Here is a 14641-nt window from a genome sequence, read left to right as displayed (position 1 = left end):
GGGTCGCACGCGCGGCCACGCGGCCCTCGTGTAACCCTCAGATTCGCGTGTTCCGGTTACACTGTGCGGGTGCCGGTCGTTCCCGCGTTTGACGTGAGCCACGTCGTCGCGTTCGTCAACGAGTACGCCGACCCGCCGCGCGAGGCCGCGGGCGAGCAGGAGACACCGTATCCCGACCCGGCCCCCCTGCTGGACTGGCCCGACGGCCTGCCGCTGCCCGCGGGCGGCGACCTCGTCAAGGCGGCGAACGCCGTCTTCCCCGTCTTCGCCGCCGCGCGCGACGGCCGGGCGCTCGACGAGCTGAACGCCCTGCTGCGCGCCGTACGTCCGCTGCCCGTCGCCGCCCCCGGCGGCCTGCGCTGGACGGTCGGCGACCCCGCCGACGTGCTGCCCGCCGCGCTGGCCACCTGCCTGCTCGCCTGGCTCATGACCCACGGGCAGGCCCGGCTCGGCATCTGCCAGGCGGCCAGGTGCGCCGACGTCTTCACCGACTCCTCGCCTGCGGGGCAGCGCCGGTTCTGCTCGGCCACCTGCCTCAACCGGCACAAGGTCGCCGCCTACCGCAGGCGCGCGTCGGCCCGCAAGGGCCGCTGACGCGAGGGGCTCAGCCGCCCTTGCGGGCCGGGCGCGGTGGTTCTGCTGCTCATGCGGGCCGGGCGCGGGGGTTCAGCCGCCCTTGCGCTTGCGCGCCGAGTGCGGAGGTTCAGCCGCTTTTGAGCGCCGAGCGTCCAGCGTAGCGGGCCTCCGTGCCGAGCTCCTCCTCGATGCGGATGAGCTGGTTGTACTTGGCGGTCCGCTCGGAGCGGGACAGCGAGCCGGTCTTGATCTGGCCGCAGCCGGCGGCCACGGCGAGGTCGGCGATCGTGGTGTCCTCGGTCTCGCCCGAACGGTGCGACATCACGACCCCGTACCCGGCCTCCTCGGCGGTCCGCACCGTGTCCAGCATCTCGGTGAGCGTGCCGATCTGGTTGACCTTGACCAGGATGGAGTTCGCGATGCCGGCGTCGATGCCCGCGCGCAGCAGCGCGGCGTTGGTGCAGAAGACGTCGTCGCCGACGAGCCGGCAGGTCGCGCCCAGCTCGCGGGTGACCAGCCGCCAGCCCTCGGTGTCGTCCTGGGCCATGGGGTCCTCGATGGACACGATGGGGTAGGCGGAGACGAGCCTCGACAGGTAGGCGGCGTGCTCCTCGACGGTGCGCCGCACACCCTCGCCCGCGTAGTGGTAGGCGCCGTCGCGGTAGAACTCCGACGCGGCCGGGTCGAGCATGACGGCGATGTGCGTGCCGGGGGAGTAGCCGGCGTCGGAGATCGCGGTGACGATGAGGTCGAGCGCCTCCTCGGCGGTGCGCAGGTCGGGGGCGAAGCCGCCCTCGTCGCCGACGCCGGTGTGGTGGCCGGCCTTCTTGAGCGTGGCGCGCAGGGTGTGGAAGACCTCGGAGCCCATCCGTACGGCGTCGGCGAACGTCGTCGCGCCCACCGGCGCGATCATGAACTCCTGGAAGTCGAGCGGATTGTCGGCGTGCGCGCCGCCGTTGATGATGTTCATCATCGGCAGCGGCAGCAGCGCCGCTTCCGGGTCGAGGTAGCGGTAGAGCGGCAGCCGATGCGAGGCCGCGGCGGCCTTGGCCGTGGCCAGCGAGACGCCGAGCAGCGCGTTCGCGCCGAGCCTGGACTTGCCCGGGGTGCCGTCGAGCGCGATCATCGCCTCGTCCACGGCCGCCTGGTCCTCGGCGTCCATGCCGGTGACGGCCGCGGCGATCTCCCCGGTGACCGCCTCGATCGCGCGGCGCACGCCCTTGCCGTGGAAGCGGCGCGGGTCGCCGTCGCGCCGCTCCACCGCCTCGTTCGTGCCCGTCGACGCGCCGGAAGGCACGGCCGCGCGGCCCAGTGAACCGTCCTCCAAGATGACGTCCACTTCCACGGTCGGATTGCCCCGGCTGTCGAGGATCTCCCGGCCCGCCACCCGGACGATTGTCGTCATGTCTGCCTACCCCCTGCGTCAGAGGTCCCGTCTGCGTGGATTTCAGATCGGAACTCACTCAGTTCCAGGAAGGAACTTACACTTGCTCCGGGCGCGGGCGCCATCCCGTACCCCCCTTTGGAAGCGGGCTAGGAGGCGAGCTGGTGGCACGGGAGCTGCGGGAGCAGGACGCCGGATGCGCGATCGCGCAGGCCGCGGCGGTGGTGGGGGAGTGGTGGAGCCTGCTCATCGTGCGCGAGGTCACCCGTGGCCGCCACCGTTTCGACGACCTGCACGCGGAGCTGGGCATCTCGCGCCGGGTGCTCGCCGAACGGCTGAAGCACCTGCTCGACAACGGGGTGCTCGAACGGCGGCCGTACCAGCAGCGGCCCACCCGCTACGAGTACCGGCTGACGGCGGCCGGCCGGGCGCTCGCCCCGGTGCTGGCCGGGCTGCAGGACTGGGGTGAACGCTTCGTCCTCGGCGACGGCACTTCTGGCCCCGGCGCGACGCCCACCGAGATCGACCGCATGCACGGTCTGGTCGGCACCGCCGTTCCGCATCCGCTGGCGCTGCCGGTGATAGGTGGTGGCGAGGTCGCCGGGGATGGCGGGCTGGACGTGGTGGCCTCCGATGCCCGCGTCACGGTCCTCCTCGCCGCTCCCGGTGATGCGCTGGCCGCATTTCTGGGTGCGCTGGGTGCGTCGGCCGCCGCGTTCGCCGAGGCCGGGGTGGCGGTGCGTGCGGTCACCACGCGGGAGCCGGGCGAGCCGCCGGGCGCGGACGCGTCAGGTGCGGAGGCGCCTACGGAGCTGCCGGGCGCGGAGGCGTCGGGTGCGGGGCGGCCGGATGCGGAGTCGCGTGCTGCGAGGGAGTCGGGTCCGGGGCGGGCGTTCCCGGTGCTGTCGGACGCCGAGCTGACGCTGTGCGCCGCGCTGCGGCTGCCGACGTTCCGTACCGGTCACACGCTGCACCTCAAGCCCGCCGTCATCGTCGCCGACGCTCGCCGGACGATCCGCCACGTGCTCTACCCGATCGCCGACGCCGGCGCCGCGATCAAGGACGCCCTCCGCCTGGCGACCGGCGTGACCAGTCGTTTCGTCCGGTGACCGCGCCGCGCGGAATGCCGCCGCCGAGCGGCGTGTTGCGTCTGGCATCCCCGTGATCTCCCGGACGAAAGGTCACCGATGAGCCGTCAGCAGCGCCAGGAGCTGGACGCCCTGCTGCGCAACGCGCCCAAGGCGCAGATCACCACTGTCGAGCAGGCCCGTGCGGACTTCGCCGCGCTCTTCGACGCCCAGGCCCCCGACGGCGTGGCCGTCCGCGAGACCACGCTCGCCGGCCGCCCGGCGCTGGAGTTCACGCCCGCCGATGTGGCCGGTGACGCGATGGTGCTGTACCTGCACGGCGGCGGCTACGTCATCGGCTCACCGCGCACGCACGCCGCCCTCACCGGCGAGCTGGCCAGACGCGCCCGCATCAGGATCGTCTCGCTGGACTACCGGCTCGCTCCCGAGCATCCGTTCCCCGCGGCGGTGGACGACGCCCTGGCCGCCTACCGCGAGCTGCTGGATGGCGGCACGAGCCCGGCCGCCATCGCGCTGGCCGGCGACTCGGCGGGCGGCGGGCTGTCCGTCGCGACGCTGCTCGCGGCCCGCGGCGCCGGGCTGCCGATGCCGGCGGGAGCCGTGCTGTTCTCCCCGTGGACCGACCTGACGCTGACCGGGGCCAGCATCGAGGAGAAGCTGGGGGCCGATCCCATCTTCGCCCGCGCCGACCTGGAGGGCTACCGCACCCACTACCTGGGCGCGGGCGACCCGGCCGCGCCGCTGGCCAGCCCCGCGCTCGCCGACCTGACGGGGCTGCCGCCGCTGCTCGTCCAGGCCGGGTCGAGCGAGCTGCTGCTGGACGACTCGGTACGCCTTGCCGGCCGCGCGGCGGCGGACGGTGTGGACGTGACGCTGCGCGTCTGGGGCGGCCTGTCGCACGTCTTCCAGCACCACACCGCCCTGGTGGAGGAGGCAGGGGAGGCGCTCGACGACGCGGCGCGCTTCCTCGCGCACGCCTACCGCACCGCGGCCGCCGCATGAATGCCGGCCAAGCCTGCGCGACCTCCCGCCGAACGCGACCTACCAGAGCTCGGTGATCCGTCCCGGCGGCAGCCGTCCAGACCCTGAGGCCGGCGTGACCTCGCTGAACGCCGGAGCCCGAGGGGGCGTCAGGCGTTCGCGCGGCGGAGGCGTTCTGCGGCCTGGGCGCGGACCGCGTCGCCGGAGACCGGCGTGTGACCGTACAGGGCCTCGTAGCGGGCGTTGTGCGCGGCGGTCCACAGGCTCGCCGCCCAGGCGACCTCACGCTCCTCGCCGGTGAACGCCCGCCCCCTCGCCTCCTGGTAGGCCGCGAGGAAGGCTTGCGAGCTCTCGATCGGGGCCAGCGTCGGCTGCCCCAGCCGGCGAACATCCCGCTCGCCGCACCCACCAGCGCCGCCTCCGGCTGCCAGGCGAGACTGTCCCAGCCGTGCACCGTCCACAGCCGCCCGTCCTGCCAGCGGAGGTTCTGCGCCTCGAAGTCGGCGTGTCCCAGCACGCGTGGCAGGCCGGTCGCCAGCAGCCGCTCGCGCCTGCTCACACCTCGCCCCCGGGCCGGAACTCCTCGGCGTGCACGGCCAGCGACTCCACCTCCACCACCGGCGTCAACGGCCGCGCGCACGGAAAGCCGCGTTCGGCGAGCCTGGCCTGCGCCGCGACGCACGACGCCGCCCGTCCGGTGCCGGGACGGGCCTTCACCACCACGTCGGCGCCGTCGGCCAGCCGCAGGCCGAACACCATCGACGTCTGCTGCAGCCGGAACAGCACACCCGCGGGTTCGCTGCCGAGGTGGGCGCGACACCAGTCCGGCAGCCAATCCGGCATATCGTTCATAGGCACGGAGAAGACTCTGCCAAAAGCGCTGTCCCCCGTGCGAGCTACCCGCGAATGTCCTCCCTACGGTGACGATCGGCGACTCCCCGATCTCTAGCGTTTTTCCTGAGGCCGCTAGGGGCCGATCGGATCTCGTCTGGGAGTTGTCATGCGATTGTTGACGCAACTCGTGGCCGTCGCGGCGGCCTCCTTCGTGGGCAGCGCCATCGCGGGGGCGGCGCCGGGGACGGCGCTCCGCACGCCGATCCTGGGAGTGGGTCTGCCGATCGGCCTTACCCCCGCGTACCTCTGGTGAGCGGCGTGATGCGGGTCCGCTCGGTGCGGCCCGAAGAGGGATTCGTCGTGCTCTGTCTGATGCTGGCCGGCATGTGGGGGATCAGCGGGTGGCTGCGCCCGCGCCGGGCCCTCGCCGCACATCGCTCTGAACCCGCCCCTGATCGTCCTCCTGAGCCCGCTCCGGCCCCCGAGCGCCGTTCTGACAGCGCTCTCGCCGCCGCACACCGCGCATCCACCGCCCACGATCGCCCGGAAAGTGCCTTGACCATCGAACCCCGCCGTGAAAGCACCCCGCCCACCGAGGCCGACGCTGCCGCCGGCGGCACCGAGGCCGCAGGGGCGGGCGACGCCGCGTCCGCCTGGGACGCCGAACGCCACCGGATCGTCCGCGACCTCCACGACGTCGTGACCCACCAGGTGGCGGCGATGATCGTGCAGGCGGAGGCGGCCCGCTACCTGACCGGCACCCCGGAACGCCTCGACGCCGCCCTGACCGCCGTCACCGACACCGGCCGACGGGCCATCGCCGACCTGCGATACCTGTACGGCCTGCTCGCCTACGACCCCGGCCCGGGCAGGGCCGCGGTCGGTGAAGCCACGAGAGGAGCGCTCACCTCCGCCGCCCAGAACGCGGAGACCGCCGTCATCCCACCCCAACCGGCCGCCCCGGACGCCGCCGGGACATCCGGAGCCGCTGGTCCGAGCAGCACGGGGACGTTCGGGACCGCGACCCCTGGCGCCATCGGGAGGCCGGGCACCGCTGGTCCGGGCGGCACCGGGATGCCTGATCCGGACAGCACCGGGATGTCTGGTTCGGGCTTCATCGGGATGCCGGGAGCGGCTGGGATGTCTGGTTCGGGCTTCACCGGGAGGCCCGGAGCGGCTGGGATTCCGGGAGCCGCAGGCGCGGGGACCGTCATGGCGGCCGAGTCCGTCGGCTTGGGCGCCGCCGTGGTTTCCTCCGATCAGGCAGGCGGGCTTGAGATCGGGGCGCCCTGCGATGGTGACCTGCACGCGCTGGTCGAGGAGATGCGCCGGGCCGGGCAGCCGGTGGAGTTCGCCGAGGCGGGACAGGCGGCGCCGTCCTCCCGCGCCGCCGAACTCGTCGCCTACCGGGTCATCCAGGCGGCCCTCGTCGACGCGCTCCGGTACGCGCCCGGTAGCCGTACGTCGGTCGAGGTGCGGCACGGCGTACGGGAGGTCACCCTGCGGGTGCGCACCGACGGCGCGGTCTTCCACGCCGCGACCGGGCAGGACTTGGCGGGGGTGCGGGCGCGGGTGGAGGCGCTGGGCGGCGAGTTCCACCAGGAGCGCCGCCCGGACGGCACCTTCGTGATCACGGCCGTCATCCCCGCGACGCTCCCGGAGTGACGCTCCCCGTGAGGCGGCGGAGCGCCCGCGACCTCTGACCCGCGGAGCGTCCGCGACCTCCGACCCGCGGAGCGCCCGCGACCTCTGACCCGCTGAGCGTCCGCGACCTCTGATCCGCCAGGCCGGGGGCCGACCGCAGCCCCCGGCCCCCGGGTGAAGGTCCTCGTGGTCAGCCGGTCAGCACGGGCTCTCGTAGAAGTCGAGGTAGCCGGTGCGGACGCCCCACGAGTCCACCCTTCCGTCGCAGTCCTCGTACTTCTCGCCGACCACGGTGGTCTTGGTGGAGTCGCTGTAGAAGACGGTGACGCAGGCATGGCCGATCTTGCAGGCGCGGGCTTCGGCGGGGCTCGCGGTGACGGCCGTGACGGCGGCCACGGCAAGGACGGTGGCGGGCAGCAGGCGGCGGATCATGGGCTTCCTCCTGGAGGGGCGGGGTGCTGCCTTGGTGATCGGCTCAGGTGCCCGGCCCGGCAAGAGCCCGCTGCCAGCCCGGCCCGGCCGCCCGGCACAAGCCGCACGGGCCCGTCCGGCGAAGCCCCTGGCCCACCCAGCGAGAGCCGCTCACCCAGCGAGGGGCGCTCATCCAGCGAGAGTCGCCCGCCAGGACAGAGCCGCAGCGGCCCGTGCGGCGGGCCCCAAGGCGTGAGCCGCCCGGCCCTCGGCGGGGCGGGCGGCTCACGCATTCACCGGGGTCAGGTGACGGGTTCGATCCAGATGTCGCGGAAGCGGGGGTTCTCGCCGGGGTCGCCGTGGTCCTGGAGGCGGATGCCGGCTTCGGCCGCGTTCTCGGGGATGCTGTCGCCGGTGCCGCCGTCGATGGCGACGTCGTCGTGCACCACCGTGCCGTTCCAGACGACGGTGACCCGCGCGTCGTCCACCTTCTCGCCCGTGCCGGTGTAGCGGGCCGCGCGGAAGGTGATGTCGTACGTCTGCCACGTGCCGGGCGCGGTGGCCATGTTGCGGTCGGGTGCGCGCTTGGAGTAGATCGCGCCCGCCTCATCGGCCGCCGGCGTGGTGTCGCCGTACGACTCCAGCACCTGCACCTCGTAGCGTTCCTGGAGGTAGACGCCGCTGTTGCCGCGCTGCTGGCCGGTCACGTCCGGCGGGTAGTCCGGCTCGTACCACTCGACGTGCAGGCGGAAGTCGCCGAACGTGCGCCGGGTCTGGATGTCGCCGCCGTACGACTCCATCGAGCCGCCCGCGACCGGCCACGTCGCCGCCCCGCCCGACCGCTTCTCCCACGCCGCGAGGTGAGAGCCGTCGAACAGCGTGATCCGCTCGGCCCTGGCCACCGTGATGTGGTCGAGCCCGGCGTTCCCGCCGTCACCGGTGTCGTAGCGGTAGGTGACGGTGTTCGTGCCGCGCCGCAGCCGCAGCGGCTCGGCCTGCACCGCCCAGGCGTCCCGACCGCCGGTGGCGGCCAGCCGTACCTGCCTGACCTTCTTGCCGTTGACGTGCACGCTCACTGACGTGGTGGACTCCGCCGCGTAGCGCAGGCCCACGTTGTACGTGCCGGCGCTCTCGGCCCGCACCGTGAACGACGTGCTCGCGCCCGGCTTGGTGTACCCGTCGACGAAGCCCGTGCCGGTGAAGCCCCGGTGCGCGCTGCTGACGGTCGCGCCGCCGCGCAGCGTGGCCCGCTCCGCCTCCAGCACCGGGCGGGCGGCCACGGTGATCGCGTCGAGGTTGACGTTGCCCGCGTCGCCGGGATCGTACCGGTAGGCGATGGTGTTGACGCCCGCCTTCAGCGCCAGCGGCTCGACCCTGGTGGCCCACAGGTCCCAGGTGCCCGTGGACGGCAGTGGCACCTGCCGGACCTTGGTGCCGTTGACGTACACGGTCAAGGACTTGGTGCCGGGCGACGGGTCGGGGCCGTTGGAGTAGCGCAGGCCCACGTGGTACGTGCCGGGCTCGCGCACCCGTACGGCGAACCGCGTCGTGGCCCCCTCGTTCCAGTAGCCGTCCACGAAACCGGCACCCGAGTAGGAGCGGTGGTCGGTGTTGAACGTCGCGCCGCCGCTCTGCGCCGCGCTCTCCGCCTCGTACAGCGTCTCCGTGGTCTCCGTGGTCGTGGCGCCGGGCAGCGAGTTGAGCGTGTACCAGGCTTCCGTGCTCCACAGCGGCCGCCCCGACGCCGAGGTGAACGGGCGCGGCGAGCGCAGGTGCACCACCCGCCCCGGCTTCAGGCCCGCGACCTTCAGCGTGACCTTCCTGCCCTTCGCCTTCGCCGAGGTGACGGTCAGCGGCTCCTCGTCCACCTTCGGGCCGCCGTAGGTGACGGCGGCGACGTACCGCCACTGGGTGAGCCGGTAGCGGCTCGCGAGCGACGCGGCCGTCTCCGCCGACAGCGGCTCGGTGTACTCCAGCTCGAAGCCGCCCTCGATGGCCCGCATCTTCAGCATGTCGAACGCCTTCTCCTCGCCGGGCGTCAGCTTCTGCAGCCCGTACGTGAGCTTGCCCGGCTGCCCCCAGTTGCCGCCCGCGCCCAGGCCGCCCGCGTAGATGGCGCCGTCAGGGCCGAGGCTGATCCGGTTCACCCCCGCCTCCAGGCCCTGGGTGAAGCGGAACACCGCGCCCTGGTAGGCGCCGTTCACCTTCTCCAGGTACGCGCGCTGGATCCCGCCGTAGGTGACGTCGCCGAACAGCAGCTGCCCCGCGTACCTGCCGCGCTTCATCAGCGCCGGCGTGCTAGGGGAGTTGGCGATCTCGTTGTGCGGCAGCCACAGCACCGGCGGGGTCACCGCGTTCGCGTCGAACGGGCCCTCCGGCGTCGTGTAGTGGTTGAAGAAGCGGCCCTTCTCGATGTGCACGAGCTTCGACGCCGGCAGCCAGCCGCCCTGGTTGTCCAGCACGAACAGGTCGTCGCGCGGTCCCCAGCCGATGCCGTTCGGGGTGCGCAGGCCGCCCGCGAGGTATTCGATCTTCCCGGTCTTCTCGCTGACCTTGATCGTGACGCCCCGGTCGCGGGCCGGCTGCGGGACGGTGGTGGCCCCGCCGTAGTCGATGGCCACCGACAGGTTCAGGTAGAAGTGGCCGTCGCGGTAGAGCAGGCCGAAGGCGAACTCGTGGAAGTTCCCGCCGAACGGCCAGGTCGCGACGGTTCGGTAGTCGTCGATGACCTCGTCGCCATCGGTGTCGTTCAGCTCGACAAGGCGGGATTTCTCCGACACGTACAGCTTGCCGTCCACGTACTTGATGCCCATGGGCTCCTGCAGCCCCTCGGCGATCTTCTTGGCCGTCACCTTCTCGGGTGAGGTCGCGCCGGTCACGCCGCTGAGCAGGTACACCTCGCCGAGCCTGGTCTCCGAGCCGCCCCACGTGGTGATCGCCAGCCGCCCGTCAGGCAGCCAGTCCATCGCGCTCACCTGCGGCTCGAACCCGGCCGGCCGCAGGTCGGTGAGCGTGTAGTCGGGGTGCACGTCCCGCAGCGGCAGCCCGTCGCCGGGGGAGTCGGCGCCGCTCTCGCACTCCTTGCGGCCAGGGGAGGTCACCCGCACCACGTCGGCGTCCGTGCTCAGCGCCTCGGTCGGCACCAGCGTGAACGCCTGGGCGCCCGGCGGCTTCCACTCCAGCTTGAGCTGCTGGCCGTACAGGTGCTCGAAGTGGTCGATGCGCAGCGGGTGATGGCCCTCGGTCAGCGTGATCGTACCGTCGACCGAGACCGGGGCGTGTCGTCCGTCGTTGACGATCACGGCGGTGTCGCCGATGGTCAGCCGGGAGCCGTCGTCGCTGGTGAGCCGGAACTCGTACGTCCCGGCGGACGGCGTGTGCAGATTGCCGGTCACCTCGGTGACGAACATGTCGGTGAGGCCGAAGTCGGCGTCGGACGTCCAGTCGATCGTGGGCATCAGCTTGTCCACGTTCGGCGTCTGGCCGGGCTTGAGCGTGCATAACCGGGACAGCTCGATCTGGACGTCGTACGTGCGCAGCGTGACGCCGGGCTCCTGCGGCGGCAGGTCGTCGTTCGCGCGTGCGGGAGCGGTCAGGAAGGAGAGCGCGATGATCAGCGCAGCGGATAAGAGGGGTGATCTCCGCATGACTTATCCCATCTCGAGAGGGCGCCCATGGTGCGGCGCGGTGGGGGTGCGGCACCGCCGGGCCGGCCGTCGGCGGATGCCGGGTCTCGTGAATCGGTAAGTACGGGGGATAACGCTGCTCTGCGTCGTAATGTAAGCCCGGATTTATGACTTGCCCATACCCTTTCGCTGGAAATCGATAAAAGTCGGGATATGGCGGGGCGAAAGGGGTGCGTGAAACTCCGGCAGAAGCGCGTCACGAAACGCCGGATGGTAAGAAGCCGCCGGCGGCCGCGTGAGGGGCGTGCCGGAAGCAGGCGCGCGAGGGCGCGGACAGACGCCAGGGGCGCTCAGGGGCGCTCAGGGGTGCTCAGGGGTGGGCGAGTGCGAACGACACCAGTGTCTTGCCGCGCTTGATCCGCATGCTCGCCGTGATGTCACCGACCTCGGACGAGTCGCGCGGGTGCAGCCCGCCACAGGCCACGGTGTCGCCGGCGCAGTGCCACGAGCGCATGCCGGGGCCGCGCTCCTCATCTGTCCTGGTGACGATCGGATGGCCCTGGGCGGTGTGCGCGTTGGCCGCCTTGACGGCGCGTTCGAGCTGGTCGGGGCCGAAGCGGCCGGCGAAGGCGTAGTGACACTCGCCGCCGGTCTCCGACAGCGGCGCGCGTACGGGGTAGGGCAGGCTCGCGCCGATCTCGCGTTCCAGCGCCACGTGCAGGAAGTGGGCGGCCGAGTGCAGCCGCATCTGGTGGTAGCGGAACGGCCAGTCCAGCTCCTGGCGGGCCGGGCCGGGCGCGGGCGGCTCCTGGCCGGCGGCGAGGTAGTGGCGGATCTCGTCCTCGGCCTTGCGGGTGCCGACGACGTCGAGCACGAGGCCGCCGGCGAGGCGCAGCCGCCCGCGGTCGCCCTTCTGGCCGCCGCCCTGCGGGTAGAAGAGCGGCTCGGCGAGCACGACGTACGGGCCGCGGTCGTCCGTGCCGGACCGCACCACGGAGGTGTCGGCCTCGGTGCGGTACGGGTCCTCGAAGTACAACATCATCCGCATACTAGGGAGGCGCCCCGGCGGTCAGCCAGTGCTTTGAGCTCCCGGGTCCGGCAGGTCGTGCTCGGCGAACATGTCGATGAGCAGCCGCACCGGCAGGCCGGCCTCCGTCGGGTAGCGGAAGCGGCCGTCGGGGTTGAGCTTGTACTGGTTGCGCCGGCCGACGCGCTCGATCGTGACGTACCCGGCCTGGTGCAGATCCGAGACGATGCCCTGCACGGCGCGCTCGGTGATGCCGATGCTCGCCGCGATGTCGCGCACCCTGGCCTGGGGGGCGCGGGCGATCTCCAGCAGCACCCGGGCGTGGTTCGTCAGGAAGGTCCAGCCGTTCTGACGGTCGGCGGATGCGCTCACTGATTCTCTCCTCTTCTGCCGGGCGGCGGCTCGGCGCAGCGTGATCGAGCGCCTCTACTCATGATCACATACGAAGAATGCTTCCGGTATTACATTTCGGGTAATATGCTTCAGAGCAGGAGAAGCAGCCGGCCCCCGGTCACATGCCCCTGAGGAAGTCATGCACGTACTCATCGCTTGCCTGTCTGGTGGCGGACGGCAGTCCGCCGCATCGCCCCTGACCTTGGGATGCCACACGATGGATGACGGCGTGCTGATCACAGCGAGCGGCGAGGCGGATATCACCAACGCCTCCCGCCTGGAGACCTACCTGCGCCGCCGGATGCTTCCCGGCAGGCCGATGGTGCTCGACCTGACCCTTCTGACGTTCATGGACAGCAACGGCCTGCGCGTCATCGAACGCCTGCACACCTCCTGCTCGAAGGAGGGCTCGGCGCTGCACCTGGCGGGCGTGCGCGGCATGCCGGCGCGGCTGCTGCAGATCACCGGCCTGTGGGACCTGCTGAACGTCCACGACAGCGCCGCCGACGCCGTGCACGCCGCACGGTCCGGGGCGCCGCCCGCGCAGTCCTGCGCCTCCTCCGCCGTCTGATCCTCCGCACGCCTGCTCGGAATCGTCCGCTCGAATCGTCTGCTCGAAATCGTCGCAGAACGCGGATGCGTCGGGGACGCGCGCGACGTTACGGTGAATGCCGCGGCATCGAGGGACCCGCAGCACACGGGTGCCGCGGAGGAGGAGACGACGATGACGAGCGCGACCAAACCGGCCACCCTGGCCACCGTCGCCGCCGCCGCGGGCGTGTCCGTGGCCACGGTGTCGAAGGTGCTCAACGACCGCGGCGACGTCGCCCCCGCCACCCGCGCACTGGTGCGGCGGCTGCTGGCCGAGCACGGCTACGTGCAGCGCCAGGCCCGCGCCAAACGAGGCACCACGGTGGAGCTGCAGCTCGACGGCCGGCTCTGCGGACACTCCGCCGAGATCGTCATGGGCGCGATGCAGGAGGCGGCCACGGCCGGCGCCGCCCTCGTCGTGACCAGCACCGACCACATGTCCGACGGCCTGTCCTGGGCGCGCGGCCTGGTCGACTCGGGACGGCACGCCGTGATCACCCTCGTCGCCGCGCCCAGCCAGGCCCAGCTCGACGTGCTGCTGGAGGCCAACCTGCCGATCGTCGTCATCGACCCGCTCAACGTGCCCGCGAGCCCCGTCACGAGCGTCGGCCCCACCAACTTCGCCGGCGGCATGGCCGCCACCCAGCACCTGCTCTCGCTCGGCCACCGCCGCATCGCCTACCTCGGCGGTCCCGCCCACGCCGCCTCCAACCAGGCCCGCATGCACGGCTACCGCGCCGCCATGGAGGCCGCCGGCGTGCCCGTGCGCCCCGAGTACGTCCGCACCCCCGGCTACTGCTTCGAGGACGGCGTGCGCGAGGGCGCCGTCCTGTTCGACCTGCCGGAGCCGCCCACCGCCGTCTTCGCCGCCAGCGACGAGAGCGCGCTCGGCGCCATCCAGGTCGCCAGGGGCAAGGGGCTGCGCATTCCCGAGGACCTCAGCGTGGTCGGCTTCGACGACACCCAGATCGCCGCCATGCACGCCCCGGCGCTGACCACCGTACGCCAGCCGCTGCGCGAGATGGGCGCGGTGGCGCTGCGCACGGCCCTGCGCCTGGCGGCCGGAGAACGCATCGAGTCCCGCCACCTCGAGCTCGCCACCGAACTGATCGTCCGCGACTCCACCCAGGCCGTCTGAACCCCGGCTCAGCCGCCCTTGACCGAGCAGGCCGCCGTGGTGATCACGCGGGCGACCTCCTCCGGGTGCGAGACGAGGGTCAGGTGGGAGCCGCCCGGGAACGTCGTCACCTTCGACCCGGCCCGCTTGGCCATGGCGAGCTGCGACTGCGGGGTGATGATGCGGTCACCCGTGCTGGCGAAGTACCAGGACGGGATCTTCTTCCACGCCGCCTGTTTCGACGGCGACTGGAAGGCGTTGGTGGAGGCGGCCCGCTGGGTGGCCCAGAGCCGGATCGCGGTGTCCGGGGGCAGGTCGGAGGCGAACGAGCGCACGAACACGTCCCGCTTCAGGTACAGGTCTTGGGCGCCCTGGGGAGCGTCCGGGTAGGTGGCCGTGTCGTAGAGCGACTCGGGTGAGGCTTCGAGCGCCGAGCCCGAGCCGCTGAGCTGGGCGGTGGTCTCCCCGACGTCGGGCACGGCCGCGTCCACGTACACCAGGGCCTTGACGTTGGGCGCCGACGCGGCGGCGTTCGTGATGACCGAGCCGCCGTAGGAGTGGCCCACCAGCACCACCGGGCCGGAGACCGTCTTCAGGAAGTCGGCGACGGTTGCGGCGTCGCCGTCGAGGCCACGGAGGGGGTTGGCGATCGCGCGGGCGGTCAGCCCGGCCCTGCGCAGCGCGTCCACCTCGCCGCTCCAGCTCGACGTGTCGGCCCACGCCCCGTGCACCAGGACGACCGTCGGCCTGGTGCCGTTCTGCGCCGGGCAGGGCGCGGGGCTGCCCGCCTGCGCCGGTGCGGGGTGGAGCGCGGCCGAGGCCAGCGCCGCCAGGGCCGTGATCCGGATGCCGTTCACCATGCGTCCCCAATCGTGCCGGTGGGGGAACCTCGAACAGCTACCTCAGCAGCGCCGCCGCTAACCTCGGCACCCGCCACGGCGAGAGTGGGGGCGTCCACGGCGAGCCGCC

General features: G+C 72.5%; 15 protein-coding genes. 7 read left to right on the top strand and 8 right to left on the bottom strand.

Going from position 1 to position 14641, the window contains the following annotated elements; genetic code table 11:
• Positions 1-69 precede the first annotated feature (69 nt).
• Positions 70-594: a CGNR zinc finger domain-containing protein gene (locus ACFMQL_RS39250; protein ID WP_364067984.1), complete on the top strand. Its 525-nt coding sequence runs from the start codon at positions 70-72 to the stop codon at positions 592-594.
• Between the two features lie 109 nt (positions 595-703).
• Here the strand turns inward: ACFMQL_RS39250 and eno are convergent, their stop codons facing one another.
• Positions 704-1981 (bottom strand): phosphopyruvate hydratase, encoded by a 1278-nt coding sequence (gene eno, locus ACFMQL_RS39245; protein ID WP_378789843.1) that lies wholly within the window; start codon positions 1979-1981, stop codon positions 704-706.
• A 143-nt stretch (positions 1982-2124) separates the two neighbouring features.
• Between eno and ACFMQL_RS39240 the strand changes: the two genes are divergently transcribed.
• Positions 2125-3069 carry a winged helix-turn-helix transcriptional regulator gene (locus ACFMQL_RS39240; RefSeq protein ID WP_378789842.1) on the top strand — a complete coding sequence of 315 codons (945 nt, stop codon included), beginning with the start codon at positions 2125-2127 and terminating at the stop codon, positions 3067-3069.
• Positions 3070-3147: 78 nt separating this feature from the next.
• Positions 3148-4050 carry an alpha/beta hydrolase gene (locus ACFMQL_RS39235; protein WP_378789840.1) on the top strand — a complete coding sequence of 301 codons (903 nt, stop codon included), beginning with the start codon at positions 3148-3150 and terminating at the stop codon, positions 4048-4050.
• 128 nt (positions 4051-4178) lie between these two features.
• On the opposite strand, the gene ACFMQL_RS39230 is transcribed toward ACFMQL_RS39235, so the two are convergent.
• Entirely contained in the window at positions 4179-4490 is a 312-nt protein-coding gene (locus tag ACFMQL_RS39230; protein ID WP_378789839.1) for a hypothetical protein, read from the bottom strand.
• 94 nt (positions 4491-4584) lie between these two features.
• Complete coding sequence (locus ACFMQL_RS39225; protein ID WP_364067979.1) at positions 4585-4887, bottom strand: hypothetical protein; 303 nt, start codon at positions 4885-4887, stop codon at positions 4585-4587.
• A 142-nt stretch (positions 4888-5029) separates the two neighbouring features.
• Here ACFMQL_RS39225 and ACFMQL_RS39220 point away from each other — a divergent pair, with 142 nt between their 5' ends.
• A complete protein-coding gene (locus ACFMQL_RS39220; protein WP_378789837.1) occupies positions 5030-5176 on the top strand; it encodes a hypothetical protein in 147 nt (48 codons plus the stop codon).
• A 242-nt stretch (positions 5177-5418) separates the two neighbouring features.
• Complete coding sequence (locus tag ACFMQL_RS39215) at positions 5419-6528, top strand: histidine kinase (RefSeq protein WP_378789836.1); 1110 nt, start codon at positions 5419-5421, stop codon at positions 6526-6528.
• Positions 6529-6705: 177 nt separating this feature from the next.
• On the opposite strand, the gene ACFMQL_RS39210 is transcribed toward ACFMQL_RS39215, so the two are convergent.
• From ACFMQL_RS39210 to ACFMQL_RS39195, 4 genes are all read right to left on the bottom strand, one after another.
• The gene (locus ACFMQL_RS39210) at positions 6706-6939 is read right to left on the bottom strand and encodes a DUF6289 family protein (protein WP_378789834.1); all 234 of its coding nucleotides are present in this window, start codon (positions 6937-6939) and stop codon (positions 6706-6708) included.
• 281 nt (positions 6940-7220) lie between these two features.
• Positions 7221-10565 (bottom strand): family 16 glycoside hydrolase, encoded by a 3345-nt coding sequence (locus ACFMQL_RS39205; RefSeq protein ID WP_378789832.1) that lies wholly within the window; start codon positions 10563-10565, stop codon positions 7221-7223.
• A gap of 349 nt (positions 10566-10914) precedes the next feature.
• On the bottom strand, positions 10915-11592 hold the full coding sequence (locus ACFMQL_RS39200) for a hypothetical protein (RefSeq protein WP_378789831.1): 678 nt from the start codon (positions 11590-11592) through the stop codon (positions 10915-10917).
• A gap of 21 nt (positions 11593-11613) precedes the next feature.
• Entirely contained in the window at positions 11614-11943 is a 330-nt protein-coding gene (locus tag ACFMQL_RS39195) for a helix-turn-helix domain-containing protein (RefSeq protein WP_364067974.1), read from the bottom strand.
• A 160-nt stretch (positions 11944-12103) separates the two neighbouring features.
• Here ACFMQL_RS39195 and ACFMQL_RS39190 point away from each other — a divergent pair, with 160 nt between their 5' ends.
• Positions 12104-12535 carry an STAS domain-containing protein gene (locus tag ACFMQL_RS39190; protein ID WP_364067973.1) on the top strand — a complete coding sequence of 144 codons (432 nt, stop codon included), beginning with the start codon at positions 12104-12106 and terminating at the stop codon, positions 12533-12535.
• Between the two features lie 153 nt (positions 12536-12688).
• Complete coding sequence (locus ACFMQL_RS39185; RefSeq protein WP_364067972.1) at positions 12689-13693, top strand: substrate-binding domain-containing protein; 1005 nt, start codon at positions 12689-12691, stop codon at positions 13691-13693.
• A gap of 8 nt (positions 13694-13701) precedes the next feature.
• Here the strand turns inward: ACFMQL_RS39185 and ACFMQL_RS39180 are convergent, their stop codons facing one another.
• Positions 13702-14532 (bottom strand): alpha/beta hydrolase, encoded by an 831-nt coding sequence (locus ACFMQL_RS39180; protein ID WP_364067971.1) that lies wholly within the window; start codon positions 14530-14532, stop codon positions 13702-13704.
• Positions 14533-14641: the final 109 nt, after the last annotated feature.

This window comes from Nonomuraea fastidiosa, from assembly GCF_042751225.1.
Classification (GTDB): Bacteria; Actinomycetota; Actinomycetes; order Streptosporangiales; family Streptosporangiaceae; genus Nonomuraea; species Nonomuraea fastidiosa.
The sequence above is the reverse complement of the archived record's forward strand: the minus strand, read 5'-3'. Positions and strand labels throughout refer to the sequence as shown.

Excerpts from the sequence above, each read along its gene's own strand:
- ACFMQL_RS39205 (WP_378789832.1), bottom strand. The coding sequence starts at position 10,565 with ATGCGGAGATCACCCCTCTTATCCGCTGCGCTGATCATCGCGCTCTCC.
- ACFMQL_RS39220 (WP_378789837.1), top strand. The coding sequence starts at position 5,030 with ATGCGATTGTTGACGCAACTCGTGGCCGTCGCGGCGGCCTCCTTCGTG.
- ACFMQL_RS39185 (WP_364067972.1), top strand. The coding sequence starts at position 12,689 with ATGACGAGCGCGACCAAACCGGCCACCCTGGCCACCGTCGCCGCCGCC.
- ACFMQL_RS39190 (WP_364067973.1), top strand. The coding sequence starts at position 12,104 with ATGCACGTACTCATCGCTTGCCTGTCTGGTGGCGGACGGCAGTCCGCC.
- ACFMQL_RS39200 (WP_378789831.1), bottom strand. The coding sequence starts at position 11,592 with ATGCGGATGATGTTGTACTTCGAGGACCCGTACCGCACCGAGGCCGAC.
- ACFMQL_RS39210 (WP_378789834.1), bottom strand. The coding sequence starts at position 6,939 with ATGATCCGCCGCCTGCTGCCCGCCACCGTCCTTGCCGTGGCCGCCGTC.
- ACFMQL_RS39235 (WP_378789840.1), top strand. The coding sequence starts at position 3,148 with ATGAGCCGTCAGCAGCGCCAGGAGCTGGACGCCCTGCTGCGCAACGCG.
- ACFMQL_RS39180 (WP_364067971.1), bottom strand. The coding sequence starts at position 14,532 with ATGGTGAACGGCATCCGGATCACGGCCCTGGCGGCGCTGGCCTCGGCC.
- eno (WP_378789843.1), bottom strand. The coding sequence starts at position 1,981 with ATGACGACAATCGTCCGGGTGGCGGGCCGGGAGATCCTCGACAGCCGG.